Below are 26,391 nucleotides of genomic sequence, written 5' to 3'. Positions count from 1 at the left end.
CGATCTCGACAGTCGATCTCGACAGACCGCGTCGACGATCAGTGGCCGGCACGCAGGCGTTCGACGAGAACGGCCGCCTGCGTGCGGCTGCCAAGCCCGAGCTTGGCCAGGATGCTGGTGAGGTAGTTCTTCACCGTCTTCTCGGCGAGGAAGAGTTCGCCGGCGACCTCACGGTTGGTGCGCCCCTCGGCGACCAGCAGCAGCACCTTGCGTTCCTGCTCGGTGAGGTCGACCAGCGCCGGGTGGTGCGACAGGTCGGTGGCCGCGAGGCGATCGCGCACCTCCCGCGCGGCCCCCTCGTCGAGCAGGTTCTCCCCGGCGGCCACCCGCAGCACCACGTCGATCAGGTCGTTGCCGCGGATCTGCTTGAGCAGGTAGGCCTGCGCCCCGGCGAGGATCGCCTGCAGCATCGCCTCGTCGTCGTCGTAGGAAGTGAGGATGACGCACCGGATCGACGGGTCGACCGATCGCACCTCGCGGCACACCTGCATGCCGGAGCCGTCCTGCAGCCGTCCGTCGAGCACCGCGACGTCCGGGTGCAACGCGGGGATGCGGGCGCTCGCCTCGACCGCGGACCCGCACTCCCCGACGACCTCGCACCGTCCGTCCTGATGCAGGAGGTCGGCCAACCCCCGGCGCACGATCTCGTGGTCGTCGACAAGGTAGACCCGCACCGGCGCCGTTCGTGTGTCGCCCACGCGCGCATTCTGGCAGAGCGCAGCGCGGGACCTTGGTCCCTGGGAGCCTCCCGCCGTCGACCCGACACTGGTAGACATGGCCGCGCACATGCCATGGACGCAGGCTGGCCGGCAGCTGATCGACAGCGTCGGCATCGGTCGCCTCGCGCTGTCGTCGGGCGCGTTGCCCGTGGTGATCGTCGTGCGCTGCCGCGTCGACAATGATCGGATCGTGCTGCAAAGCACCGACACCGACCTCGTCCGCGCGGCGCGCGCCGCCCACGTCGTCGCGTTGCAGGTCGACAACCTCGCCGCCACCGGGGCGACTGACGGGTCGAGCGTGCTGATCACCGGGGTGCTCGCGATCGACGACTCCGGCACGGTGACCCTCACCCCGGGCATCGCCAGTCACACCCCGGTGCATCTGGGGCCGACCGCGGGCCGTGCCCAGACGGACGGGGCCGGTTCGGCCTAGGCTCGGAGCATGCCCGAGCAACCGTCACAGCCGGGCCGACGCGGCCCGCTGCCGGATGTCGGTCGGGAGCGCTACAGCCGCCGGCTGTCCCAGTTCGCCGAGACCGGGCCGATCGCGCGCATCGTCGACGCCGTCGCGCAGGTGACCGGTGAGACCGATCTGGAGAGCGTGCTCGAGCGCATCGTCGGCACCGCGTGTTCGCTGGTCGGTGCCCGCTACGGCGCACTCGGAATGCTCGACACCTCAGGCGAATTGCACGGACTGGTCTTCCACGGCGTCGATGCCGACAGCTGCCCGATCGAGGAGCACCCGCACGGCAAGGGGCTGCTGCGCCTGCTGATCGACGACCCGCGTCCGATCCGGATGGCGCGGATGTCCGAACACCCGGCGTCGTTCGGGCTGCCGGGGGGACATCGCCCGATGGAGAGCTTCCTCGGGGTTCCGATCCAGGGCCGCGGGCGGGTGTTCGGCAACCTGTATCTGACCGAGAAGATCGACGCCGACGAGTTCTCCGAGGAAGACCTCAAGATCACCCGGTCGCTCGCCGCAGCGGCCTCGATCGCGATCGACAATGCCCAACTGTTCGAGGCGTCGGCCGCCAGGGAACGATGGCTGCGCACTGCGGCGGACGCCGTGGCGCTGGTGGAGAACGAAGGATGGACCCCGGACATCTGGCACCAGGTAGCCGGCCGGGTGGCGACCGGACTGCACTCCGACCACCTCGCCTTCCGAGCGGCCAAGCAGGATTCGACCCGCGTGCTCACCGATGCCGAACTCTGCGGCATCGGTTTCGACCCGGTGCACGACACCGGTCTGCTGCTGGTGATCGACGCCGGTGGCGAGCGGCTGTGCGCCTTCGAACTCGCCTGGCGCGACGGCAAGAGCACCATCCGCGACCCGATCGTCGAGCAGGCGCTCTCGTTGGCCGAGCGGGTGGCTGGGGCCTGGCTGCTGCTGCGCCGCCGCGCCCAACTGGAGCACCTCGCCGTGCTCGAGGACAGAGACCGGATCGCGCGTGACCTGCACGACCTGGTCATCCAGCGGTTGTTCGCGACGGGTCTGTCGGTGCAGTCGTTGCACGGGCAGTTGCCGCCCGAGGTGCAGCCTCGGATCGACCGGGTCGTCGACGACCTCGACGAGACGATCAAACAGATCCGCCGCACGATCTTCGAGCTTCGCACCGGCCCGGTCGCTCTCACCCTGCCGGCGGCGGCCACCCGGCTCGTGCACGACAGCGCGCCCGCCATGGGTCACACCGCGAGTGTCACGGTGACGGGGGATCTGGCCAAGGTCACCGACCAGCTCGCCGCCGAGGTGCTCGCGGTGCTGCGTGAGTGCCTTGCCAATGTCGCCCGGCATGCACAGGCCACGCAGACCGCGGTGGCGATCGACATCGAGCCGGAGAGACTGTCAGTCACGGTGCACGACAACGGAATCGGCTTCTCCGACCCGCCCCGCCGCAGCGGTCTGGCAAATCTTTCCGAGCGGGCGACCGAGCGCGACGGGGTCTTCTGGGTCGAAGGGCCGCCGGACGGCGGAACCATCGTCAACTGGTCCGTACCCCTGCACTGACCGCGCCGGAGTCGGTGCGTCAGTCCTGCTCGGCGAAGACGCGGACCGGACCCCGCACCAACAGGCCCACGTGGCCACCCGGCTCGACTGCGTCGGCGCCGGTGACCCGGGCCTTCAGCGGCTCGCCGTCCTCGACCCGCAGGTTGAGCAGGGCGTCGTGTCCGTAGTACTCGCACGACTCGACGACGGCCTCGATGCCCTGACCGACCGGCAGCACCTGCACCTGTTCCGGCCGCACCAGCACCTTGCACGCCCCGCTCGGGCAGAAGCCGGCGACGGTGAGTTCCCCGAGCAGGCAGCGGACACGTCCGTCGGTGGCCGCACCGGGCAGCAGGATCGCGTCACCGAGAAAGCCCGCGACGTGCGGGTCGACCGGCTGGTTGTAGACGAGCCGCGGCGCGGCAACCTGCCGGAACCGACCATCACGCAGCACAGCCACTTCGTCGGCGAAGGACAACGCCTCGGCCTGATCGTGCGTGACCAGCAGGGCGGTGGCTCCCGCCTGGCGCAGCGCCGATGCGGTGGCTTCTCGGGTGCTCGCCCGGAGCGCGGTGTCGAGAGCCGAGAACGGTTCGTCGAGCAGCACGACCTTCGGTTCGAGCGCGAGCGCGCGCGCGAGCGCCACGCGCTGCTGCTGTCCACCCGACAACTGGTCGGGGCGCCGATCAGCGAATTCCGGTCCGAGACCGACGAGTTCGAGCAACTCGAGCACACGCCCGCGATGGCGACGGCGGGGAAACGCCAGGCCGAACGACACGTTGCCGGCGACGCTGAGATGAGGGAAGAGTCCGCCGTCCTGCCGCACGTAGCCCACGCCGCGCTTCTCCGGTGCGACGAAGGTGCGTTCGTCGGCCACGAGCGAGCCGTCGATCAGCACCGACCCCGACAACGGGCGCAGAAAACCGGCGATCACCTTCAGCAGGGTCGACTTGCCGCTGCCGGAGTCGCCCAGCACCGCGGTCGTGGTGCCGGAGCGCACGGTCAGGTCGATGTCGTGCAGCACCGGCGTGCTGCCGTACCCGGTCGTGACGCCACGCACCTCGACGTCGCTCATACCTGCTCCTTCTTGCTCACCCGGCTGCCGGATCCCCGCAGCTGCCGACGCAGCAACAGGGTCAACGGCGCGGACAGGGCGATCATCATCACCGCGTACGGGGCCGCGCGCACGTAGTCCAACTCGTCGCTGGCACCCCAGAACGCCAGGGCCAGCGTACGCGTGCCGGTCGGGGCGAGCAGCAGCGTGGCCGTGAGTTCGGTGGCCACCGCCAGCGCCACCAGCACGAAGCCGGTGAGGAAGGCCGGCAGGGCGAGCGGCAGAACTACGCGCGCGAACGTGCCTCGGCCGCCGACACCCAACGACCTGGACGCCTCGGACAGCTCCGGCGGCGCGGCCGCGAACCCGGACCGCAGGGTGACGACCGCCCGCGGCAGGAACAGGATCACGTAGGCCGACACCAGGACGGCGGTCGATTGGTAGAGCCAGTCGGCCCACCGCACGGTGAGCGTGACGAGCGCCAGGGCCACGACCACGCCGGGCAGCGCCGAGGCGACGAAGGTGACCCGCTCCAGCAGCATCGACACGAACGACCGGCGCCGCGACAGCAGCCATGCGGCGGGGATCGCCGCGAGCACGGCCGCCACTCCCCCGGCGACGGCGAGCCCCAACGAGGTGCCGGTCACCCGCAGCAGGTCGCCCCACGCCACGACGTTCTGGTCGATCGAGGCGACGAACCACTTCACGACCAACGCGACCGGCACCACGACGGCGAGCGCGACGACGGCGGTGAGCGCCAGGATCGCAGGGATCATCCACTTGCCCAACGGGATCCGCTCCGGGCGCTCCGGCGTGCCGCCGCCGACCCGGGCGACCCGCGCCCGTCCGCGCAGTATCACTTCGGCGGTCAGCACCAGCACGCACAGCAGCAGGAGCACGGTGGCGAGCAGGCTGCCCTGACCGTCGCTGAACCCGACGGCGTACTGCTGCAGGATCGCGGTGGTGAACGTCTGGTAGCGCATCATCTCCAGCACGCCGTACTCGGCGAGCAGGTGCAACGCCACGATCAGACCGCCGCCGCAGATCGCCGGGCGCAGCCGCGGCAGCACCGTGCGCAGCACCGCGGTGCGCCGACTCGCGCCGAGCGAGCGCGCGATGTTCTCGTCGCTGCCGTCGAGCACCCGCAGCATCGCCGCGGTGGGCAGGAAGACGAACGGGAAGTAGGCCATCGTGGCGACCAGAGCCGCACCGGAGAAGCCCGCGAGATCGGGGCGCACCGAGATCCACGCGTAGGCGCTCACGAACGCCGGCACGGCCAGCGGCGCGAGCAGCAAGGTGCGCCAGACACCGGGCAGCGGCAGGTCGGTGCGTTCCACCAACCAGGCCGCACCCACCCCGATGAGGAGCGTCGCCGGGATGCACACGACCATCAGAGCACCGGTGTGCCGCAACAGTTCTGCGATCCGCGGACGGAACAGGAACGCGCTCGCGGTGTCCCAACCCAGCGACATCGCCTGAGCCGCGATCACCACCAGCGGCAAGAGGATCAGGGCAGCGACCGCGACGGCGAGGACGGTGACTCCGGCGCCCCGGGTCGGGCTGCTAGAGGATGCCCGCATCCGTCATCATCGAAATCACGGTCTCGGAGTTGAGGTCGAACGGGTCGACCTTCGGCGCCTGCAGCGTGGTGAGCGGCGGCAGCACCGACGCGGACTTCGCGTCCTTGCCGACCGCGTACTCCATCGAGCCGCTGTCGGCGAGCACCTGCTGCCCCTGCGGGCTGGTGACGAACTTCAGGAACTGCTGGGCCTTGTCGGCCTTCTTCGAACTCTTCAACACCCCGCCGGCCGACAGGCTGACGAACGCGCCCGGGTCTTCGCCCTTGAAATAGTGGAGCTTGGTGTTCTTGCTGCCTTCCTTGGTGGCGGCCTGGTCGCGGTACCAGTAGTAGTGGTACATGATGCCGACCGGCACCTCGCCGGCGTTGACGGCCTTCATCGTTGCGATGTTGTTCTGGTAGATGTGCGCGTTCGCCTTGAGTGCCTTGAGCCACGCCTCGGTGGCCGGCTTCCCCTTCATCGCCAGCATGCCGGCCACGATCGCCTGGAAGTCGGCGCCGCCCGGCGCTCCACCCCACTTGCCCTTCCACTGCGGCTGCTGCAGGTCCATCATCGACTTCGGCAGCTGTGCCTCGGCGATCTTGGACGGGTTGTAGACCAGCACCGTGGAGCGGGCCGCGATCGCGGTCCAGTCCTTGCTGGACGGCGCGAAACCGTTCGGCAGCTGCGCGAGCGTGGCTGCGTCCACCGGCGAGAGTAGACCGGCGCGCTGCACCTGGGTCATCGCCGGGCTGTTCTCGGTGAGGAACAGATCGGCGGGCGACTTCGCGCCCTCCTGCACGATCTGCTGACCCATCGAGGAGTCCGCGCCGGAGCGGATCTGGGTCTTCACCCCGGTCGCCTTGGTGAACGCGTCGGCCCACGCCTTGGTGACGTTCTCGTGTTGCGAGGAGTAGATCACCAGGGCATTCGGGTCTGCCGAGAAGGAATCACCGCCACCGCACGCGGTGATGGTGGTGGTGCCGAGGGTGACGGCCAGCAGGCCGCCGAGAAGAGTGCGTCGGCGCACGGTCAGTCCTTCCGATGGGGTTCGACGGGAAGCAGGTTGCGCAGTCGGGCGACTGCGGGGTCGGCGAGGCGCCACAGCAGGCAGCCGCCGACGAGCGCGGTGAGCGAGCGCAGCGCACCCGGCACGGGGCCGGGTTCCCAGCGCGGCACGATCTGGAACAGCTGGAACTGGAACACGTAGATGTAGAGCGAGGCCGACGCGAGCAGCACGACCAACGGCACGATCCGTGCTGGCAGACGGACCTCACGCACGAACGCGAGCACGACCACCCCGAGGAAGATCGTCAGGTTGCGCTGGGGGTCGGGGAAGTACGTCGCCACGCCGACGCCGACCACCGCGAGCGCCCCGAGTCGTCGCGCTGTGGTGCGCGCGCAGCCGAGCGCTGCGCCCGCCGCGAAGATCCAGAACACGGTGTACGGAACCCCCCCGGCCGGGATGTCGCTGATCGCGTGGGCGACGAACCGTGGCACCAGGGCGACCGCGGCGAGCGGCAGGAAGAACCGGTAGGGATCGACGTCACGCAGCCGGGAGAACCGCGGGATCGCCAGGAGCGCGGTGGTGACCAGCAGGCAGGCCACCAGCGAGTCGACGAACCAGAGTTCGACGCGCGTGTCCTCGAGCCCACCGAACAACCAGTTGACCAGGAAGACGTTCTGCCAGCCGTACCGCGCGGTGAGGATCATGCCGGCCAGGGCGGCTGCCGCGGTGGGGAGCCAGATGCCGATGATCGATCGCGCCGTGGCCCGCAGGCGACGTTCGCGCGTCGGCAGCGAGAACCCGAACCGTGCGGCGTTCCACCCCGCGATCGCGAGCAGGATGTGGGCGCCTCCGGCCGCGTCGATCACCCGGGTGTGCGAGAAGCAGATCAACAGCACCGCCACGGCGCGCAACAGCGTCGCGGCCTCCACCCCGGGCCGTCGCGGCGAGGCCGCCGCAACCAGTTCCCTGATCGGACGGTGGTGCCAGTCGCGCGGCAGGTCGCCGACGAGCCGGGTCAGTCGGGCTGACGCGGGCACGTGGGTGAGCGAGTCGCCGCCTTGTTCGACGAAGGATCGGTCGGGGTCGAGCGAGTCGACCGCCAGCACGTCGCCGAGCACCGCGGCCACGTGCGGCACGGTCACGTCGGCACCGACGCCGTCCATGCGTCCGCGGGTGTCGGTGCAGGCGTCGGCGACGGCGGCGCGCACGAGTGCGTCGGCGCCGAGTCGGTCGACCTTGCCGTTGGCCAGCATCGGCAACGGCGCGACGGCGGCCTCGACGACCGCGGGGCCGACCCCTGCCGCCCGGGCCGCGGCCCGGCGCGCCTTGCTCGCTCTGGTGACGTCACGGTTGCGCCCGGGGGCGACCAGCACCCGCAAACCGGCGTCGTCACCGGTCACGACGGCCTCGAAGCCCGCCTCCCCGAGGGCGGCCTCGACCCGACCCAGGTCGACGCGAAGGCCCATGATCTTCACGAAGTCGCGGCGTCGGCCGACGATCCGCACCATGCCGTCAGCGTCGATCGTGGCCAGGTCGCCGGTGCGCAACTCGCTGATCATCCGCCCGAGGGCCAGGTCGTCCGGATGTTCGGCGTAACCCAGCATGATGCTGCGGCCGGCGACGACGAGCTCGCCGGCACCGGGCAAATTCGCCTCCGGCACACTCGTATCGATGCGAGCAGTGGTGCCGTTGATCGGTCGCCCGACGCCGTCGGGCGACTGCAGCGTGTCCTGTGGCGACGCCACCGCGATGCGCGCGGTCGACTCCGTCTGGCCGTACATCACCTGTAACCGGCAGCCGCGGCGACGGGCGGCGAGCGCGAGTTCGCGCACGCTGTCCGGCGTCAGCCGTCCGCCCGCTTGAGTGAGTAGTCGCAGCGCCGGGAGGTCACGCTCGAGCACCTCGTTGTCGAGCAGCCACCCCGCCGAGTGCGGCACCAACGCCACGTTCGTCACGCCGCGCTGCGCCACGACGTCCCAGAAGTCGTCGGACACACTCGACCCGTCGTGCAGCACCAGCGACGCGCCTGCGAGCAGGTGGGCGTGCAGCACCGACAGTCCGTAGCAGTAGAAGAACGGCAGGGCGGTGATGCCGCGGTCGCGCGCGGTCAGACCCAGCGCCGCCACGATGCCCTCGGCGTTGGCCCGCAGGTTGTCCTTCGACAGTCGCACCAGCTTGGGCGATCCGGTGCTGCCGGAGGTGCTCAGCAGCACGGCGAGGTCGGGGTGCAGCAGATGGGTCGGGCGGCCCCGGTATGCGGTGGCGACGAACCCGCCCCGCTCGGTGCTGAAATCGCCGGGGTAGGTGGCCACCACCTCGTCGGCTCCGGTGGGCGGCAGCAGTAGCGCCACGTGCCCGGCTTCGAGCACGGCCAGATAGGAGATCAACGCGTCGAGGGTGCGTTCGAAGCGCACGTGCACCAGGCAGCGTCCGTCGAGCGGGTCGGGCAGGCCCGCAGCGCGCGCACGCGCCAGGTCGGCCAGTTCGGCCCCATCGATCACCCGGTCGCCGACCAGCAGAGCCGCGGCGCGGGCAGCCTCGCCGACCATCGCGCCGGAGCCGGCGGATGTGCCGGTGGCGCTGGTCGCGGCGAACATCACGGCGTTAGGTTAGCCTTCACTTACCGCAAACACAGAATCGCCTGCCCGACCATCTCACGAAAAGCACCGCACCTCGATGACCCCCGACGGCTCCCGCGACGACGCCCGCGCTCGCCCGGCCTCGCGCAGTCATGACGTCGGTCATGACGTCGGTCTTGGCGCGGTGGTGTGGTGGGCACCGCTGACCCTCGCTGACATCGGGCTGCGGCAACTGCTGCCACCGGACGAGTCGGCGCGGATCGACCGCGCCGACCGAGCCGCCGACCGCGCCCGCCGTCTCCTCGGCGCCGCGGTGTTGCGCACGGCAGTGGCCCACCGCACCGGCGCCGACCCCCTAGCGCTGCGGATCGACCGCACCTGCGCCGACTGCGGCGCACAACACGGTCGGCCGCGAATCATCGGCCACGACCTCTACGCGTCCGTCTCGCACTCGGGCCTGCTGACCGTGGTGGCCCTCGCGCCCGACCCGGTCGGGGTCGACGTGCAGCGCGACAGCGACGTCGTCGCGACGACCGGCGGCGATGTCGCCGAGTGGGTGCGTGCCGAAGCGACCCTCAAGGCGCGGCTCGAGCCGGATGACCGCGGCCGGATCGTCGTGACCGCGTTGCACCCGCCCGTCGTCGGACACACCGCAGCGCTCGCACGGGGCGTTGCCGGCCCGGTCGACGAGCGCGACGCGGCGGTGCTGCTCCCCCGGCCATGACCCGGTGCATGACCCGGCGCGTGACCGGCGCGTGACCGCTGCGCGACCAGACCGGCGCACGCCGGTCAGTCGCCGATCGTGCCTTCGGCGATGCGGCCGCGCACGTGGTACAGCTCGGGGAAGAAGCTCTGTTCGAGCGCGCGCCGCAGGAACGGCACGCCGGCGCTGCCGCCGGTGCCCCGGCCCATGCCGATGATCCGCTCGACCGTCTTCAGGTGGCGGAAGCGCCACAGCTGGAAGTTGTCCTCGAGGTCGACCAGTTCCTCGCAGGTCTCGTAGATGTCCCAGTAGCGCTCGGGGTCGGCATACACCTGGGCGATGACGTCGATCAGTGCCTCGGACTCGACGTACGGCTGGGACCAGTCGCGCTCGAGCAACTCAGCCGGCACCGGCAGGCCACGGCGCGCGAGCAACTGCAGGAACACGTCGTACAGGCTCGGCTCGTGCAGCTCGGCCTCCAGCTGGGCCACCGCGTCGGGGCGGCCGTCGAAGACCCGCACCATGTCGGGCTTCTTGTTGCCGAGCATGAACTCCACCACCCGGTACTGCAACGACTGGAATCCGCTGGAGGTCGCGAGAAACCTTCTGAATCGGGCGTATTCGCTCGGGGTGAGGGTGGCCAGCACCGTCCATTGCTCGCTCAAGGTGGCCTGGATGTGCTTGACCCGGGCGAGCCGCTTGAGGGCCGGAGCCAACTCGTCGGCGGCAATCAGCTCACGCGCCGAGCGCAGTTCGTGAATGACAAGTTTGAACCAGAGCTCACTGGTCTGGTGCTGAATGATGAACAGCAGTTCGTCGTGCTCGGGCGGAACCGCGCGCGGATGCTGGGCGTCCAGCAAGGTGTCGAGGGCGAGGTAGTCGCCGTAGGACATGTCGGTCGGTTCGGCGTTCACATCAGGAGTCACAATGCGAGATTACGGGGCGGTTCGTCGGGGCGTCGACAGATCATGGCGACGCCTCCTGGTCGCGACACTGGTGTTGCTGGGCCTCGGCTTCGTGGCTCTTCCCACAGCACAGGCCTGCGCGTGCGGCGGGGTCTTCGTGCCATCCGACTCCACCTCGACCGCGCCGACCGAGGAGGTGATGGTGGTGCACACGGGCACCGGCGCCCGAGCAGCCACCGAGGTCACGATGCGCCTGCACCTGCGCTCGGACGCCCCGCAAGCCGGGCTCGTCGTGCCGACACCGGCGCCGGCACAGGTGCGACTCGGCGACGCCGACCTGTTCGGGTCGCTGGCGCGGGCCACGACCCCCGAGCGTCGCGCCCGCTGGCACCTGGTCGGGGGCGACTTCGACGCCGCCGGCGGCGGGGTAGGTGCAACGAGCGCCGGCGCCCCCGGAGGCGGCGTGCAGGAACTGTCGAGCGTCGACCTCGGCCCGCTGCGGGCGACAACCTTGAAGGCCGGCGACTCCGCGGCGCTGCGCGACTGGCTCATCGGCCACGGCTACACCGTGCGACCGGCGGTGCAGACGGTGCTCGACGAATACGTCCGGGAGGGATGGGCATTCGTCGCGATGCAGCTGACGCCGCAGGGTGCACGCCTGAACGGCGCGCTGCCGCCGATCACGCTGACCTACGCCGACAGCCGGTTCGTCTACCCGATGCGGATGTCCCGTGCCGCGCAGTCCCCGACCTTCGTCAAGACGTACGTCTTCTCCGACCACCGGGTGCAGCGCACCGACGCGAGCGCCGGCGATGCGGAAACCTACTTCGCGGCCGACCTGCGCACCCGCACGACACGGGTGACCGACCCCATCCGGCCGGTCGTCGCGAAGGCGCCCTATCTCACGGTGCTGACCCAGACCTTCGCCGAACCCGCAGCGCAGGTGAGCGACTTCACGTTCGGCCGTGCAGCCACCGACAGCGAGCAGATCCCGATCGCCTACGACGACAAGTACGTGTTCAGCCGGGCGGAGTTCGCGGCGGTGCTGGTCGCCGTTTTGCTCCTGGTCGCCGGCGTGCTGGTGCTCGTGCGCCGACGAGCCGGCGCGAGGCAGCGGGGTGGATCGTCGGGGTCCTGACCCCGACGATCCGCCACTGGGAGGACGAAGGAGCCGCCGCGCGTCAGTAGTCGCGGGTGCGGTCGCGCAGGTCGGCCACGTGCGGCGAGACCGAAGGGTCGATCCCGGTGCCGATCGCCAGATAGGTGGCGATGTAGTCGACCATCGCCAGCTGCCGCGCAAGCCGGGCAATCGGCGGCCCGGCTTCAGCGGTCACCTCGACCACCTTGCAGCCGGCGCTGTGCGCCTCGGAGATGACCGCTTCGGTGAGCGCGGTCGAGGCCCGGCCCGCGGGGTCGTCGCGCGCGACGTCACGCAACATCAGCAGCCCCAACCGCGGCTGCGCGGGGCCGTCGAGGAACGGGTCGGCGAAGATGTCGTCGTCCCGGAACGACTGATCGCGGCCGGTGCCGTTGCCGCCGCCGGCGGTGAACGGGCCGTCGAAGCACGCCACCACCTGCGACGCCGCGTCGGGCAGCACACCGTACGTCGCCGGCACGCGGGCGGTGCGGGCGAGCATCTCGGCGGCACGCACGGCCGCCACCCCGCTGAGCGGGTCGTCGCCCAGCGCCATCGGCACGGTCGGGGCGAGGGTCGCGGCCGCGAGCTTCGCCGGATTGACGAACGACTCCGAGCTCGGACGGCATTCCTCCGCGGTGGCATCGAGCACCTGCGACGCCTCGGTGAGCATGTCGGCCGAGACGTCGACGACACCGAGTTCGTGGGCACCGAGCAGCGCGGGCGTGAGCAACGACCACAACGCCGTCCGGCTGGAACCGCGCCCGCGTCCGACCCCGATGTGCACGCCACGGGCCTGACGCGCGACGTCGGCCAGCGGCGAGTCGTCGGCGCCGACCGTCAGCAGCGACGCACCGCGGCGGGCGGCCTCCATCGCGATCGCGAGCGGTCCCGGGGCTCGCCCCGACACCGAGACCGCGATCACCATGTCGAGGGGCCCGACCCAACCGGGCAGGGGCACATTGCTGCGGGTCGACACCGGCACCGGCGAACCCGCCTCGGCGAGCACCCGCAGCACGTCGCCGACCACCTTGCTGCCGCCCACGGCAGCCACCAGCACCGCCCGTGGCCGCGACCCGTCCCCGATGCGCTCGATCGACCCCTCGGCCGAGAGGGTGATCGCCTCGCGCACCTGAGCACCGGCCGTTGCGAGCGCCCGGAGCATGTCGCGGGAGTCGCGACGTGCGAGTTCGGCCGGATCGTCCACCCAGCGTTCGCTCAGCTCAGCCATCGCCGCACCGTGCCCGTCGTCGTGTTCGTCGTCGGTGTCGACGTCAGACGGAGAAGACCCGGGCCTCGTCGGCGAGCATCACCGGGATGCCGTCGTCGATGCGGTAACCGCGGCGCTGACCCGCCTGCTCGCAGTCGTCGGCGCACTGCAACTCCGGCGCACCGTCGGGTGAGGTGCCGTCGACGAGTTCGCCGCGGCACACCGGGCAGCGCACGATCTCGCGCAGCCAACCGTCGATCTGGGCAGTCATCGGGTCTCCTCGAGGTGGTGCTGTGTGTCGGTCATCGGGTTCAACTCATTCACGCCTGTTCACTGCGGATCGCGGCCAGGGCGGCGTCACGCACGCGTTCCATCGTCTCACCGTCCGCCGCTTCGACGTTGAGCCGGAGCAACGGTTCGGTGTTGCTGGCCCGCACGTTCAGCCACCACATCGGGTCGGCCTCGTGGGTGAGGGTGAGCCCGTCGAGTTCGTCGGCGGTGATCTCGCCCTGCGTCGCAGCCCAGTCACGCACCCGTGCGGTGGCAGCCCGTTGGTCGGCGACGGTCGAGTTGATCTCCCCCGACGCCGGGTACCTCGCGAAATCGGCCATCAACTGCGACAGGGGCTTGCCCTGCTCGCCGAGCGCGGCGAGCACGTGCATCGCCGCCAGCATGCCGGTGTCGGCGAACCAGAAGTCGCGGAAGTAGTAGTGGGCGGAGTGCTCCCCACCGAAGGCCGCGTCGTGCTCGGCCATCTGCGCCTTGATGAAGGAGTGCCCCACCCGGGTGCGGACGGTGCGCGCACCGGTCTCGGCGACGATCTCCGGCACGGCTCGGGAGGAGATGACGTTGTAGACGATCGTCACGTCAGACGGATCTGCCCCTGCCGCAACGGCTTTGGCCACCTCGCGGGTGGCGACCAGGGCGGTCACGGCAGACGGACTCACCGGCTCGCCGCGCTCGTCGACGACGAAGCAGCGGTCGGCGTCGCCGTCGAAGGCCAGACCGATATCGGCTCCGTGCTCGACGACCGCCGCCTGCAGGTCGCGCAGGTTCTCCGGCTCGAGCGGGTTGGCCTCGTGGTTGGGAAAGGTGCCGTCGAGTTCGAAGTACAACGGCACGATCTCCAGCGGCAGGTCGCCGCCGCCGAGCACGGCGGGCACCGTGTGCCCGCCCATGCCGTTGCCGGCATCGACGACCACCTTCAGCGGACGTCCGCCGCGCAGGTCGACCAGACCGCGCAGGAAGGCGGCGTAGTCGTCGAGCAGGTCGTGTTCGGTGATCGTGCCGGTGCGGCCCCCGCCGGTGAGGCCGTGCAGCTCGCCCCGGTCCAGCGTCCACTGGGCGAGGTCGCGGATCTCGGCGAGACCGCTGTCCTGGCCGACGGGGCGCGCACCCGCACGGCAGAGCTTGATGCCGTTGTACTGCGCCGGGTTGTGGCTTGCGGTGAACATCGCGCCGGGCACGTCGAGCGCGCCGGAGGCGTAGTAGAGCCCGTCGGTCGAGCAGAGCCCGATGAGCGTGACGTCGATGCCGTGCGCGGCGACGCCCTCGGCGAACGCCCGCGCCAGCGTCGGCGAACTCGGGCGCATGTCGTGTCCGACGACGATCGCGGTGGCCTCCGCCGGCGCCGCCACCACCTGCGCGAAGGCCGAACCGATGGCCCGCACGACCGGCTCGCTCAGTTGTTCGGGCACCAGGCCACGCACGTCGTACGCCTTGATGAAGTCGGCGAGTTTCACTGCAGTCACAGGCGGCAGCCTAATGTCGCGGCGGGCTGCGCGGGCTCAGGCCCGGGCCCGGCGAGCCAGGGCCGCGACGTGCCGCTCGTGATACATCTGCGGCAGACAGTGCGCATCGACCACGCGGGCGGACGCGTCGAGGTCGCCCATCGCGGCGGCGAAGGCGGTCAGCATGTCGACGTCGTGTGCGGGACGCCCGAGCAGTTCGAGCCGGTCACCCGCGACGATCCGCCCCGGCTCGACGACCCGCAGGTAGATGCCGCAGCGGCCGTGTTCGGTGAACCGCTTGACCCAGCGCGGCGCTCCGATGTGGGCCGCGAAAGTGGCGCACGGCGACCGCGGGATCGACACCTCGAGCAGCGCGGAGCCGATCCGCACCTGCTGGTTGATCAGCAGCGCTTCCAGGTCGATGCCGGTCGTCGTGAGGTTCTCGCCGAACATCCCGTCGGCGAGGGGCCGGTCGAGCACCCGCTCCCAATGGTCGAGTTGCTCGCGGGCGAACGCGTAGACCGCCTTCTGCGCACCGCCGTGGTGATCGCTGTCGCCGATCAGATCGCCCTGCACCCCGGAGCCGTCGCCGTAGGACGGACCCGGCGCGAACACCTCGATCCCGTCGGCCGGCACCTTACGGCTGCCGGTGGGTCGACCCTTCGCAGCCGGATTCGGTTTCGGCGCAGCGACATTGGTCGAGATGACAAGGGGTTCCACCCGACCAGCGTAGTCGGGACGAACCGGGTCAGCGGGAGCGGACGACCCGCAGTCGCGGGGCGGGTGCGTCCTCGTCGTCGACGACGGGAGCGGGCGCGGGAGTGCCCGCCGCGCGGACGGCGTCGGCGAGCGCGAGCAGGTCGTCCTGGCTCGGTGCCGGTTCGGTGAAGTCGATCGGCAGCCGCACCACGTCCCAGCCGCGCGGAGCGGTGAGCCGGGACGCGTGGTGCGCGCACAGGTCGTAGGCGTGCGGTTCGGCGTAGGTGGCCAACGGCCCGAGAACAACCGTCTGATCGCGGTGCACGTAGGTCAGCGTCGCCACCGCGCCCTGGCCGCACCCGGCCCGGCAGCACTGTCGCTTCAGCATCCCGACCATCCCGCTGACCATCCCGCGCTCATCACGGCGACGACTGTAGAACCTCCCAAGGTCGGTGTCCCGCAGCCGCGCCGTGGGGCGGCCTGACCGACGCCGATTAGGCTGCCGCACATGAACTCCGTCCGACGCCAGGGCCGTCACGGTCGCGGGATGCGCGGTCCGATGGCATGGCCGCGGGTGCCGGCGATGCGCTCGCGCGGCCAACGGTTCGACGAGGTGGTGTTGGAGGCCTTCGAGCGGGTCTGCGATCGCGCCCAGATCAAGCGGGTGCCGATCGAGCTCGCGGTCGAGGACGTTCCGCCCAGCGACCCGGCGCCGTGGGAGGACCAGATCGCGCTGGCCCGCGCGTTTCCCGCCGAGGGGCCGCTGCCGGCCCGCGTGGTCGTCTACCGGCGTCCGCTGGAGACCCGCGCCGACAACGAGGGCGAACTCGTCGAACTCATCGACATCGTGATGTGCGAACAGATCGCCGGCCTGCTCGGCATCAACCCCGACGACCTCAAGGAAGGCTGAGATGTCCGACGCGACCGCGCCACCCACCATCGTGCCCGGCCTGCCCACCGTGGGCCGACTGCCGGTGCTGGTCACCGGCGGTACCGGACGGCTCGGGCGATCGGTCGTCGCGGAGTTGGTGCGCTCGCAGGTGCCCGCGCGGGTGCTCACCCGCTCCACCCGCGCCGACGAGCCCGGCGTCACCTACATCACCGGAGACCTGTGTGACGGCACCGGCCTCACCCGGGCGTTGGACGGCGTGCAGGCCGTGATCAACTGCGCGACCGACCCGCTGCACGCGAGCGACGTCGACGTCGACGGCACCCGCCGCCTCGCGATGGCCGCACTGGACGGCGACCCGCCGCAGTTCGTGCAGGTGTCGATCGTGGGCTGCTGGGACAACCCGGTGTCGTACTACCGCGCCAAGGCTCAGGCCGAGACCGTGCTCGTGCAATCAGGCCTGCCGCACACGATCGTCCGGGCCACCCAGTTCCACCCGATGGTGGCACAGTTCTTCGGGCCACAACCCGGCGGAATCTCGTTCGCGCCCAAGGATTTCCGGGCTGCTCCGGTCGACCCGGAGTGGGTCGCGAAGACGCTCGTCGACGTCGCGTTGGCCGACGAACCGGTCACCGGCCCGGTCGAACTCGCCGGCCCGGAGGTGCTCAGCGCGCGGGAGATCGCGGTACTCACCAGCCACGTCCGTGGCGTCAAACTGCGTCGGACGGTGAACGTCCCGCCGGTCGGCGGGGTGCTCAAGGCGTTCGCGCGCGGTTCGAACCTGCCCGGGCCGACGGCCCGCCGCGGCGGCATCACCCTGGCTGCTTGGCTCACCGCCAACCGCTGATCGCGTCACGCGCGCCCATTCCCATGGGCACGCGCGGGCGGTGGGTCAGTCGAGTTCGGCGGTCGACTCGCGCAGGTCGGACTTCACCACGACGGGCTCGAGCGCGGCGACCTCGAGCAACGGACCGGCAGAGTCCCGGCCCGAAGAGGCCAGCGCCGCATGCACCGACCCGGACCGCACCCGCACCCAGACGCCGGTGCGTCCGGTGACCTCGAGCCGGGTCTCCCGGTCGGCCTCGACCTGCACCTGCTGGGTGCGTCCGCCGTCGCCGGTCGTGACGAGTTCGACGGTGGCCGGCTTGTCGGGCGAGTAGAGCGAGATCGTGGTGCGCACACCGGCGGGCAGCATCGGCAGCGGCGTGCCAACCACCCCCTCGGTGCCGTCAGCGGATGTCGACCACGAGATGTCCGAGCGCCCGGTGGCGACGGCCGACGTCATCGCCGCGGCTGCCACGGGCTGCTCGGAGGTCACCCGCAGCGCATACCAGCCAGCCGGAACTCCTTGCAACGCAACCGAACCCGTGGCTCCTGCGGGAACGTCCTGCACCTCGTCGGCCACCACCAGTCCGTCGGCGTCGACCAGCCGCACCCGCACCGTGGCCGCTTCGCCGCCGGGCACCGCGACCCGCACCCGCGGCGTGCCCGTCGTCACCTGGAAGGCGGGAAGAATCAGGTCGGTGCCGGCCTGCGCCGGCGCCGAGGCCGCTGCGCCCGAGGGTGTCTCGCCGGTCATCCAGACGTCGAACCCGGTGACTCCCACCGAACCGCCGCGCGAGGTCACATGCACCATCGCGTCGGCCAACGACCCGTCGAAGTCACCGACGCCCACGACGACCCGGTCGCCGGGAGGCACCACGACACCGTTGGCCCCCTTGTCGGCGACCTCTCCGGCGTGACCCACGACCGCGACGTCGACGGTGACCGGTGTCTGCGTCGGGTTGCTCAGCACCACTCGACCCAGCCGTCCGGCCTGGTTGCCGCCGATCGGGAGCCAGGCGTCCTTGGTCGGCGCCGAGCAGGCGTTCATGACCAGCCCGGCGACCGTGGGTTCGTCGTCGACCGCGTACTGCAGTGCGGCGACGCCTCGGGCCAGCGATCCCGCACCGGTCAGCCGCAGCGCTCCCGCGCCGCTGAGGTCGGTGCGTTCGTTCTCGGCGGAGCTGGTGCGCTCCTGCGGCGCGCCCGAACCATTGGCCGGCAACCGGGTGAACTGCAGCGATCCCGCGCCCGAGCCACCGATCCAGGCGGTCGGCGCCACCCCGCTCGACACCGCCACCTGCTGCGGCGACTGGTCTTGGCCCGGAGCACCCGGACGGTCGGGGCCGGGGCAGACGAGCGTGGTGTTCATCGCGGCGGTCGAGGCTCGTGCGGCCGCACGGTCACCCGACCGCGACCAGTCGGCCGTCACATCGACCTGGTTCGATCCGTAGACCAGTCCGGCCGCGACCGCGGTCACGACGACCGCGCGCAGCGCTGTCAGACCCTTCACCACGACGTCGTCCTCACCACGCCCGCTTGCGGGACGCACGGTTGCCGAACGGCAACGCGACGAAGCAGACCAGCACCCCGAGCGCGAGTTGCGCCTGCCGGGTGCGTTCGTAGGTCGGGCGTTGCTCGATCGTCAATCGGCCTGCACCCGAAGGGATCCGGTAGCTCACGACGCCGTCGTCGACACTCGGCGGCAGGATCTGACCGGCGAAAGCGACCTTGGCGGTGCGGGCCCAGCCGGCGGGCTCGGCCACCACGACCCGCCGGTCGGCAGCCCCGGCCGGGATCACGACGGACGCCGCGGCGTGCCAGTCGTTGCTAGTGAGCTCGCGGAGCGGCTGGTCACCCTCGTGAAGCACGAGCCGGCTGCTGGCGACGGTGCGGGAGCGGTCGGCCACGGCCTGCGGCGCGACCCGCCACACGTGGTTCGTGGCCGAGGCGTTCATCCGCAGCAGCGATCCCCCGCCTTGCAGGGCGCCGACGACCTCGGAACGGTCGGCACCGGGACCCGACAACACGACGTAACCGATGGCCAGCCGGTGCAGAGCCCCGGCGGCGGCCTCGCCCTGACCGCGCAGCAGGTCGTTCACGGCGGTCGCAGTGACCGAGCCCCCGCTCGGCGCAGGCAGCGCGAGATCGGTGACCGGCAGGCCCGCCTCGCGGCCCTGCACCCGGTAGGTCAGGTCGCCGTCCCGATCGACGGTGAGCACCAATGCGCGCACCGACCGCGGCCCGGCGAACTGCTTGCTGACCAGCTCCGGCAGCGGCTGCGCGACCGGACGCAACGCGGTCACCTCACCGGCCCAGCCCGCCCAACCGATCACACCGAGCGTCAGCACCGCCGCGACGGCCGCGCACGCGGGGTGCAACAGGGCGCGCGCGGTGCGCGTGCGCGGATGGGGGGCCGCCAGACCGGTCAGCGCGATGCCCGCACAGGCGAGCGCGAAAACCTGCAACGGCACCCCGGCCCACAGCGTCCGCGCGCCGTCGGCCGTCTGCATGACGGTGAGGCGGGGCGCCAGCAACGCTAGCGCGAGACCGGCGAGCCCCAGCACCGACGCGCCGATCATGAAGCGGTGCCGCCCGGGCGCGAACAACCCGAGCACCGCGAGCACCACCAGGGGCAGACCGAGCAGCACCGGGTAGGAGCCCGCACCGCCGGGGTGCAACAGCGCCAACTGCCACGGCTCGACCTGCGGCGCGGGCCCGGTGAGCAGATTGCCCGGTCCGGAGAAGATCAGTCGGGGGTCGTCGATGAGGCGCCGGGTCTGTGCGCCGAGCAGCGCCCACGGCAGCACGGCGACCACGAGCCCACGCAACCGCGCCCCACCCGATGCGAACACCACCACGAACAGCGCGGCCACCGTCGCGAAGGCCAGCAGCACGGGCGCGAAGGCGCCGAGCAGACCATCGGCGAGCACGGTGGCGAAGGTCATCGTCACCGATGCCCGCGGGCGGGCGACCGCAACGACTCCGGCGAACACCAGGGGCGCCAGGACATGGCCGACGGCCGGGCCCAGCCGACCCTGCGCCGACGCCGTGGTCGCCAGCGCGGTCGTCGCCCACAGGGCGGCCACCACGGCGCGCGGCCACGCGTGCGGAGTGAGGACGCGTCCGGCGCGATAGGCGGTGAGACCGGACAGCGGGATGGTCAACGCCAACAGCCACAGGACGGCGGTGTGACCGCTGGTGGCATGAGCGAGCCCGGCGATGTGCTCGATCACCCAGGCGAGCGGCCACAGCACGGGGAGGTATTCGCTGTGCTGGTTCGGGCCGCCGACCCCGGCGCCGGTCCAACTGTCGTGGTAGAGCCGCCAGATGCCGCCGGAGTCGGTGGCGAAGGGTCGCAGCTCGCCTCCGGTGATCGCGCCCGAACGGCCCTGGAACGAGCGGCTGCCGAGCAGTTCGCGCCACTGCACCCCGGCGACCACCAGCAGCGCCAGCACCGTCCAGAAGCCGGGGCTGAGGGCGAGCCGACCCAGCGGACGCCGCGGTGCGGCGAGCGCCTGGGCGTCGTCGTCGACGGGACCGGTCTCCCCGGTGCCCTGTTCGATCAGCGGCTGGCCGGCCGGGGCGTCGTCGAGTGTGACGGCGGCGCGCAAGGAGTCGCGGGCGCTCGCGAAGGCGGCGCCCGCACCGACGAACAGCCCTGACAGGTACCGGCGGCGGGCGCTCGCCCGACCGAAGAAGCGACTGCGGGCCCCGACGATGCGCACCAGACCGAACGGCGCGGTCGCCTGGGCGAACTCCGCCACGGCGCGCCGGGGTCGTTTGACCAGCAACATCGCCAGGCCGAGCACGATGCCGGAGACGAACACCCACAGGCTCATCACCGGCCAACCGAGCAGGGACGAGCGCGCGAGCGCCACCTGCCGATGGCGGCGCAACGTGCGCGGGCTGCGCGGCGCCGGGAGGTCGGGGTCGGCATGCCCCTCGTCGGGGTTGTCACCGGTGAACTGGTGCACGACCGCGTCGGGCACGACGACGACCTGATGGCCGGTCAGGTGCGCCCGCCAGCACAGGTCGAGGCCGTCGCCGTCACCGTCGAACGCGGGGTCGAACCCGCCCAGGCCGGCGTAGACGTCGCGGCGGATGAGCAGGCCGCTGCTGCTGACCGCGAGCACATCGGCGCGGTCGTCGTGCTGCCCCTGGTCGAACTCGTGCTGCATCCGCTCGCCGATGTGTCGGCCGGTGCGGGTGACCTCGAGGCCGACATTGACCAGTCGCCGCTGGTGCTCGGCGTCGCGCACCTTGCAACCGGCAACGCCGATGCGGTCGGTGCGACCGACGGTTTCGACGAGGGCGTCGAGTGCGGAGGCGTCGGGGCGGTTCTCCTCGTGCAACAGCCAGAGCCACTCGTGCCGGTCGCGCGGCCGGATCGGTCGCTTGTCGGCGCGGGTGCGGCTGCGTTTGGTGACGACGACGTCGTCGCCCGGCTCGGGCAGGGCCTCGACGGCGATGTCGATGGTGTCGGCGAAGGTGGCGCCCGCGGGGACGGTGACCACGGAGACGTCCGGGAAGGCGTCCCGTAGCCCGATGTGGGCGTCGATGACGCGGTGGGTGGAACGTTCTTCGGTGGTGTCGATGAGCACCAGCCGGTCGGGACGGCGGTGCTGGGCGATCAGCGACTCGAGTGTTGCCTCGAGACGCTCGCCGCCGTGGCGCACCACCACCATCGTGGTGACGCTCAGCCGCGGGCCTTCGTCCTCCGGAAAGTGCGACCCGTCAACGTCGGAGGTGAGCATGAGGGTCACCACAGCGGAAGCGGACTAGACCGCTCGCTTCTTCAACTTGCGACGCTCGCGCTCGGACAGGCCACCCCAGATGCCGAAGCGCTCGTCGTTGGCCAGTGCGTACTCCAAGCACTCGGCCTTGACCTCGCACCCGACACAGACCTTCTTGGCCTCGCGGGTGGAGCCGCCCTTCTCGGGGAAGAACGCCTCGGGGTCGGTCTGCGCACACAGAGCACGCTCCTGCCAACCGAGGGCACCGTCCTCGTCGACATCGAGCGGCTCTACCGCGAACAAAGAAAATTCCTGCACGGTCCCTCCTGACGCCGACGGAATTACAACGGTGTCATTACACGCGTGTCGTGCCCTGTTCGTCAAGTGCGAACAGGTAAGTGAGGAAGTCGCACGGGACCCGAAAATCATGCTATCGGCACCGACTGACACACTTGCGCCCCATGCGCATCACAGCCCTGGCCGGCGGCGTCGGCGGCGCCCGATTCCTGCGTGGTCTGCGTCGACACCTCGACTCCCTCGACTCCCTCGACAACGGTCCCCACGAGCTGACCGTCGTGGCCAACACCGGCGACGACATCACGCTCTTCGGTCTGCGGGTCAGCCCCGACGTCGACACGCTGCTCTACACGCTCGGTGGTGGCATCCACGAACAGCAGGGCTGGGGTCGCGCCGACGAGACCTTCGCGGTGCAGCAGGAACTCGCCGCCTACGGCGTCGAGCCGCAGTGGTTCGGCCTGGGTGACCGGGACATGGGCACCCACATCGCGCGCAGCATGTGGCTGGCCCAGGGCGCAACGCCGTCGCAGGTGACCGAACGGCTCGCCGCACGCTGGGGCCTGCCAGGTCAGGGCGTCCGCCTCCTGCCGATGACCGACGACCTCGTCGAGACGCACGTGGTGGTCGACGAGGGCGACTCCGAGCGGGCGGTCCACTTCCAGGAGTGGTGGATCCGGATGCAGGCGAAGGTGCCCGCGCGCCGCTTCGTGGTCGCCGGCATGGACCGCGCCGCGGCAGCTCCCGGAGTGCTCGACGCGATCCGTTCCGCCGACCTGGTGATCCTGCCGCCGAGCAACCCGGTGGTGTCGATCGGGATCATCCTGCTGGTGCCCGGCGTGCGAGAAGCGTTGCGCGGCACCGAAGCCCCGGTCGTGGGTGTCTCCCCCATCGTCGGCGGCGGACCGGTGCGCGGCCACGCCGACGCCTGCCTCGCGGCGCTCGACGTCGAGGTCTCCCCCGCCGGCGTCGCGTCGCTCTACGCCGATTTCCTGGACGGTTGGCTGATCGACACCGCCGACGAGACCGCGTTCGCGGCCGCGACCCGCTCGGGCAAGGGGCCGCGCACCGTCGCGCTGCCCTTGCTGATGAAGGACGCAGCCGCCACCGAGGCGATGGCCGCGGCCGCCGTCCGGCTCGGTCTGGAACTGCGTCCGTGAGTGTGCCGGTGAACAGGCCCGCAGGCTCCACCGATGGGCTGACGATCCTGCCGGTCAGGGGCATCGGCGAGATCACCACCGGCACGTCGTTGGCCGCGGTCGTCCATGACGCGCTCGCCGGCGCCGACCTCGCCCTGGCACCGGGCGACGTCGTGGTGATCACCAGCAAGGTCGTCTCCAAGGCGCTCGGCCTGCACGGCGACCCCTCGATCGAACGCGCAGATCTGGTGCTGACCGAATCGGTTCGGGTCGTTGCCGAACGCCGCACCTCCACCGGCCACACCCGGGTGGTCGAGGCCAAGGCAGGGCCGGTGATGGCCGGGGCCGGCATCGACTCCTCGAACGCCGACGACGACGTGCGACTGCTGCTGCCGCACGACCCCGACGCCGAGGCCGGGCGCATCCACGGCGAACTCTCGTCACTCGTCGGCCACGGCGACTTCGCGGTCGTGCTCTCCGACACCTCGGGCCGGTCGTGGCGCGGCGGACTCACCGACTTCGCGCTCGGCTGCCACGGCATCTCGCCGCTGGAGGACCTCCGCGGTCTCGCCGACACCCACGGCCACGACCTCGCGGTGACCGTGCGCAATGTCGCCGACGAGGTCGCCGCGGCCGCCGACCTGGTGAAGGGCAAGCTCGACCGCGTCCCGGTCGCGATCGTGCGCGGCCTCGATGCCCGCTTCCTCGACCCGCAGGCTGCCGGCGCCCGCACCCTGGTGCGCTCGGGCCCCACCGACTGGTTCGCCCTCGGCCGCGCCGAGGCGGTGCGTGACGCGCTCGGCGTCGCTGCCGGCACGCCACTGTCGCAGCAGGTCGGCATCGAATCGGTGCACCCCGAACCGCTCGAGGACCGGGTGCACCGGGCGTGGGCGGTCGCCGTGGCCCCCGACGAGACCAGCCAGGACGCCGGGCTCGACGGCGCCGGCACCGACTGGACGGTGGTCTGCGCCGACCCGTACGCGCTCGGCCGCTGCGCGGCGAGGTTCGAGGTGGCGCTGGCCGGCGAGCGGTTGGTCGCCGACCTCACACCGGTGACGGACGGCGTCCGCGTCAGGATCGGCGACTCGCGCCATTAGGCTCGGGTGCCATGCCTGACATCGTCGCGCCCGGACCCTCCGCCATCATCCCCGGCCAGGACTTCGTGCCTGTCGTCCTCGGCGGCGACCGGCTCGGCTACAGCCTCGCCCGCTCGTTCCACATGGCGTACGGCTACCGCACGCTCATCGTGTCGCGCATGGTCGCCGGTCCGATCGCGCACAGCTGCCTGGTCGAGCACCGACAGATCCCGTCGCTGGAAGACCCCGAGTTGCTCGTCGCCACGCTGCGCGACCTGGCTCCGAAGGTCGGCTCGGACAAGCGCCTGCTGCTGGCCACCACCGACCACGTCGTGAGTGTGCTGGCCCGGGTGAAGCACCGGCTCGACGACCTCTACCTCATCCCCTACAGCGAGCCGGAACTCATCGACCGACTCACCCGCAAGGAGAACTTCGCGCAGCTGTGCCACGAGCTGGACATCCCGCACCCCGCGACCGTCGTCTACGAGGTCTCGGACCACGGATCCGACTCGGCCGCAGCCCAATTGGACTCCCTCACCTTCCCGGTGATCGCGAAGCCGTCGAACGCGGAGGCGTACGCCGGCGTCGACTTCGCCGGCAAGCAGAAGATCCACTCGGCGTCGTCACGGGCCGAACTCGACGACCTGCTCGGCAAGCTGCATGCGGCCGGTTACCGCGACAAGTTCATCCTGCAGGACGTCATCCCCGGCGACGACCAGGGCATGCGCATCCTCACCTGCTACGTCAGCAAGCAGGGCGAGGTGAAGTTCGCCTGCTTCGGTCGGGTGCTGCTCGAGGAACACGCCCCGGACACCCGCGGCTTCCCCGCTGCGATCATGACCGGCGTCGACCACGAGGCCGTTGCGGCCGCGACCCGGCTGCTCGAACACGTCGGCTGGCGCGGCTGGGCGAACTTCGACATGAAGTTCGATCCGCGCATCGGCGAGACGGTGTTCTTCGAACTCAACCCGCGCCTCGGCGGCACGAGCTTCTACATCACGGCCGCGGGCCACAACGTCGTCGAGTGGTACGTCAACGAGTGGGTCAAGGGCGAGTCGCTCGAGGGGCGCCCGGTCATCGAGACCACCACCGAGCACGTCTTCAGTGCCGTGCCCGTGCGCCTGCTCAAGAAGTACGTCACCGACCCCGCCACCAAGGCCAAGCTCAACAAGCTGCTCAAGGACGGCGAGGTCACCAACCCGTGGTTCTACAAGGCGGAGAAGAGCCCGAAGCGCTGGCAGTGGATCGCGATGAACCAGGTCAACTACGTGCGCAAATACCGCCGGTACTACCCCGAGCCGAAGGCGTTGGTGTGAACTCCGAACAGGCACAGGACAATTCGCCGCTCCCGGTGAACGAGGACGCGTCTTGGCCGGGCCCGACGGTCGGCGTAATCGGCGGCAACGGTCCTGCCGCGACGGCGCTCTTCCAGGACGTGCTCGTGCGGCTCACCCCGGCGGCGACCGATCAGGAGCACCTCGACCTGGTCGTGCTGGTGCACTCCAGCCAGCCCGATCGCACGGCCCGCATCCTGTCCGACGACGCGCCCGACCCCGGGCCGGTGCTCGCTCGTGACGCCGCGCGCCTCGACGCCATCGGCACCGACTTCACGGTGATCCCGTGCAACACCGCCTACCACTTCCTGCCGACGATCGCCGCGGCCACCTCGCAGCCGATCCTGTCGATCGTCGAGGAGACCGCTAAGGCTGCCGTGGAGCGTGCCGCCGAGCGGGCTGACGAGCGAGCCGGTGATGGCTCCTCCGACCGGTCGCCGCGCATCGGCCTGCTCGCGACCAACGGCACCCGCGCCGCGAAGGTCTACGAGCGAGTGCTGGATTCGCTCGGCGCGCAGACGATCTACCCCGACGACGCCGATCAGCAGCTCACGATGTCGGTGATCTACGACGGCGTGAAGGCGGGCGGACCGATCGACCTCGCCGGCCTCGAGGCGGTCATCTCCCGCCTCGCGCAGCAGTCGGACGTCGTCGTTCTCGGCTGCACCGAACTCTCGGTCATCCACGCCCAGCAGGGCTGGAGCAACCGCCCCGAACTCGTCGACTCCATCGAGTCGCTCGCCCGCGCGGCCATCCTGCGCGCCGGCAAGCAACCCCGCTGACGCCGTCCACTCCGCGTCCGCCTACCCGGCCGT

At 71.1% G+C, this 26,391-nt stretch carries 24 protein-coding genes; 10 read left to right on the top strand and 14 right to left on the bottom strand.

Translation table 11 applies throughout. The annotated features are described in order from the left end of the window. Nucleotides 1–38 precede the first annotated feature (38 nt). Entirely contained in the window at nt 39–698 is a 660-nt protein-coding gene (locus DFJ65_RS07445) for a response regulator (RefSeq protein ID WP_245950086.1), read from the bottom strand. Nucleotides 699–774: 76 nt separating this feature from the next. Between DFJ65_RS07445 and DFJ65_RS07440 the strand changes: the two genes are divergently transcribed. Beyond that, the gene (locus DFJ65_RS07440; protein ID WP_115922483.1) at nt 775–1,152 is read left to right on the top strand and encodes a pyridoxamine 5'-phosphate oxidase family protein; all 378 of its coding nucleotides are present in this window, start codon (nt 775–777) and stop codon (nt 1,150–1,152) included. Between the two features lie 9 nt (nt 1,153–1,161). Further along, entirely contained in the window at nt 1,162–2,724 is a 1,563-nt protein-coding gene (locus DFJ65_RS07435; RefSeq protein WP_115922482.1) for a GAF domain-containing sensor histidine kinase, read from the top strand. Between the two features lie 19 nt (nt 2,725–2,743). Here DFJ65_RS07435 and DFJ65_RS07430 read toward each other — a convergent pair whose 3' ends face one another. The 4 genes from DFJ65_RS07430 to DFJ65_RS07415 are packed head-to-tail and all read right to left on the bottom strand — an operon-like array spanning nt 2,744 to nt 8,922. After that, nucleotides 2,744–3,778, bottom strand: a complete 1,035-nt coding sequence (locus tag DFJ65_RS07430) for an ABC transporter ATP-binding protein (RefSeq protein ID WP_115922481.1) — start codon at nt 3,776–3,778, stop codon at nt 2,744–2,746. Beyond that, nucleotides 3,775–5,337, bottom strand: coding sequence for an ABC transporter permease (locus DFJ65_RS07425; protein ID WP_115922480.1), 1,563 nt, complete (start codon nt 5,335–5,337; stop codon nt 3,775–3,777). The genes DFJ65_RS07430 and DFJ65_RS07425 overlap by 4 nt, the downstream gene beginning before the upstream one ends. After that, entirely contained in the window at nt 5,321–6,352 is a 1,032-nt protein-coding gene (locus DFJ65_RS07420; protein WP_211308508.1) for an iron ABC transporter substrate-binding protein, read from the bottom strand. Before DFJ65_RS07420 ends, DFJ65_RS07425 begins: the two co-directional genes overlap by 17 nt. Continuing rightward, a complete protein-coding gene (locus DFJ65_RS07415; RefSeq protein ID WP_115922478.1) occupies nt 6,349–8,922 on the bottom strand; it encodes an AMP-binding protein in 2,574 nt (857 codons plus the stop codon). Before DFJ65_RS07415 ends, DFJ65_RS07420 begins: the two co-directional genes overlap by 4 nt. Before the next feature lie 79 nt (nt 8,923–9,001). Here DFJ65_RS07415 and DFJ65_RS07410 point away from each other — a divergent pair, with 79 nt between their 5' ends. Then, nucleotides 9,002–9,628 (top strand): 4'-phosphopantetheinyl transferase family protein, encoded by a 627-nt coding sequence (locus DFJ65_RS07410; RefSeq protein WP_115922477.1) that lies wholly within the window; start codon nt 9,002–9,004, stop codon nt 9,626–9,628. 65 nt (nt 9,629–9,693) lie between these two features. Here the strand turns inward: DFJ65_RS07410 and DFJ65_RS07405 are convergent, their stop codons facing one another. Next, nucleotides 9,694–10,533: a tryptophan 2,3-dioxygenase gene (locus DFJ65_RS07405; protein ID WP_281269862.1), complete on the bottom strand. Its 840-nt coding sequence runs from the start codon at nt 10,531–10,533 to the stop codon at nt 9,694–9,696. Nucleotide 10,534: 1 nt separating this feature from the next. On the opposite strand from DFJ65_RS07405, the gene DFJ65_RS07400 reads away from it, so the two are divergent. Next, a complete protein-coding gene (locus DFJ65_RS07400) occupies nt 10,535–11,650 on the top strand; it encodes a DUF2330 domain-containing protein (protein ID WP_170144026.1) in 1,116 nt (371 codons plus the stop codon). A 43-nt stretch (nt 11,651–11,693) separates the two neighbouring features. Here DFJ65_RS07400 and DFJ65_RS07395 read toward each other — a convergent pair whose 3' ends face one another. Genes DFJ65_RS07395 through DFJ65_RS07375 form a run of 5 tightly spaced genes read right to left on the bottom strand, consistent with a single transcriptional unit; the run spans nt 11,694 to nt 15,674 of the window. Continuing rightward, nucleotides 11,694–12,878, bottom strand: a complete 1,185-nt coding sequence (locus tag DFJ65_RS07395; protein ID WP_115922475.1) for an SIS domain-containing protein — start codon at nt 12,876–12,878, stop codon at nt 11,694–11,696. A 43-nt stretch (nt 12,879–12,921) separates the two neighbouring features. Continuing rightward, entirely contained in the window at nt 12,922–13,128 is a 207-nt protein-coding gene (locus tag DFJ65_RS07390; protein ID WP_115922474.1) for a Trm112 family protein, read from the bottom strand. 49 nt (nt 13,129–13,177) lie between these two features. After that, entirely contained in the window at nt 13,178–14,617 is a 1,440-nt protein-coding gene (locus DFJ65_RS07385; protein WP_425453020.1) for a phosphomannomutase/phosphoglucomutase, read from the bottom strand. 27 nt (nt 14,618–14,644) lie between these two features. Beyond that, nucleotides 14,645–15,307: an MOSC domain-containing protein gene (locus DFJ65_RS07380; RefSeq protein WP_115922472.1), complete on the bottom strand. Its 663-nt coding sequence runs from the start codon at nt 15,305–15,307 to the stop codon at nt 14,645–14,647. Nucleotides 15,308–15,335: 28 nt separating this feature from the next. Then, a complete protein-coding gene (locus tag DFJ65_RS07375) occupies nt 15,336–15,674 on the bottom strand; it encodes a DUF3499 domain-containing protein (protein WP_211308385.1) in 339 nt (112 codons plus the stop codon). A gap of 120 nt (nt 15,675–15,794) precedes the next feature. On the opposite strand from DFJ65_RS07375, the gene DFJ65_RS07370 reads away from it, so the two are divergent. Both DFJ65_RS07370 and DFJ65_RS07365 read left to right on the top strand, forming a co-directional pair. After that, nucleotides 15,795–16,196, top strand: coding sequence for a metallopeptidase family protein (locus DFJ65_RS07370; RefSeq protein ID WP_115922471.1), 402 nt, complete (start codon nt 15,795–15,797; stop codon nt 16,194–16,196). 1 nt (nt 16,197) lies between these two features. Further along, entirely contained in the window at nt 16,198–17,022 is an 825-nt protein-coding gene (locus DFJ65_RS07365; RefSeq protein WP_115922470.1) for an SDR family oxidoreductase, read from the top strand. Between the two features lie 45 nt (nt 17,023–17,067). On the opposite strand, the gene DFJ65_RS07360 is transcribed toward DFJ65_RS07365, so the two are convergent. The 3 genes from DFJ65_RS07360 to DFJ65_RS07350 are packed head-to-tail and all read right to left on the bottom strand — an operon-like array spanning nt 17,068 to nt 22,036. Further along, entirely contained in the window at nt 17,068–18,513 is a 1,446-nt protein-coding gene (locus tag DFJ65_RS07360; RefSeq protein ID WP_147301350.1) for a DUF5719 family protein, read from the bottom strand. A 10-nt stretch (nt 18,514–18,523) separates the two neighbouring features. After that, entirely contained in the window at nt 18,524–21,754 is a 3,231-nt protein-coding gene (locus DFJ65_RS07355; RefSeq protein ID WP_147301349.1) for a glycosyltransferase family 2 protein, read from the bottom strand. A 24-nt stretch (nt 21,755–21,778) separates the two neighbouring features. Continuing rightward, the gene (locus DFJ65_RS07350; RefSeq protein ID WP_115922467.1) at nt 21,779–22,036 is read right to left on the bottom strand and encodes a WhiB family transcriptional regulator; all 258 of its coding nucleotides are present in this window, start codon (nt 22,034–22,036) and stop codon (nt 21,779–21,781) included. A 158-nt stretch (nt 22,037–22,194) separates the two neighbouring features. Between DFJ65_RS07350 and cofD the strand changes: the two genes are divergently transcribed. The 4 genes from cofD to DFJ65_RS07330 are packed head-to-tail and all read left to right on the top strand — an operon-like array spanning nt 22,195 to nt 26,358. Next, complete coding sequence (cofD, locus tag DFJ65_RS07345) at nt 22,195–23,187, top strand: 2-phospho-L-lactate transferase (RefSeq protein ID WP_115922466.1); 993 nt, start codon at nt 22,195–22,197, stop codon at nt 23,185–23,187. An 8-nt stretch (nt 23,188–23,195) separates the two neighbouring features. Continuing rightward, nucleotides 23,196–24,263, top strand: a complete 1,068-nt coding sequence (locus tag DFJ65_RS07340; protein ID WP_170144025.1) for a coenzyme F420-0:L-glutamate ligase — start codon at nt 23,196–23,198, stop codon at nt 24,261–24,263. An 11-nt stretch (nt 24,264–24,274) separates the two neighbouring features. After that, nucleotides 24,275–25,558: a carboxylate--amine ligase gene (locus DFJ65_RS07335; protein WP_115922464.1), complete on the top strand. Its 1,284-nt coding sequence runs from the start codon at nt 24,275–24,277 to the stop codon at nt 25,556–25,558. Then, the gene (locus DFJ65_RS07330; RefSeq protein ID WP_245950084.1) at nt 25,555–26,358 is read left to right on the top strand and encodes an aspartate/glutamate racemase family protein; all 804 of its coding nucleotides are present in this window, start codon (nt 25,555–25,557) and stop codon (nt 26,356–26,358) included. The genes DFJ65_RS07335 and DFJ65_RS07330 overlap by 4 nt, the downstream gene beginning before the upstream one ends. The last annotated feature ends 33 nt before the right edge of the window (nt 26,359–26,391 follow it).

It is taken from the genome of Calidifontibacter indicus (genome assembly GCF_003386865.1).
Lineage (GTDB): Bacteria > Actinomycetota > Actinomycetes > Actinomycetales > Dermatophilaceae > Yimella > Yimella indica.
Note: the sequence above shows the minus strand (reverse complement) of the source record. Positions and strands in the feature narration are given on the sequence as shown.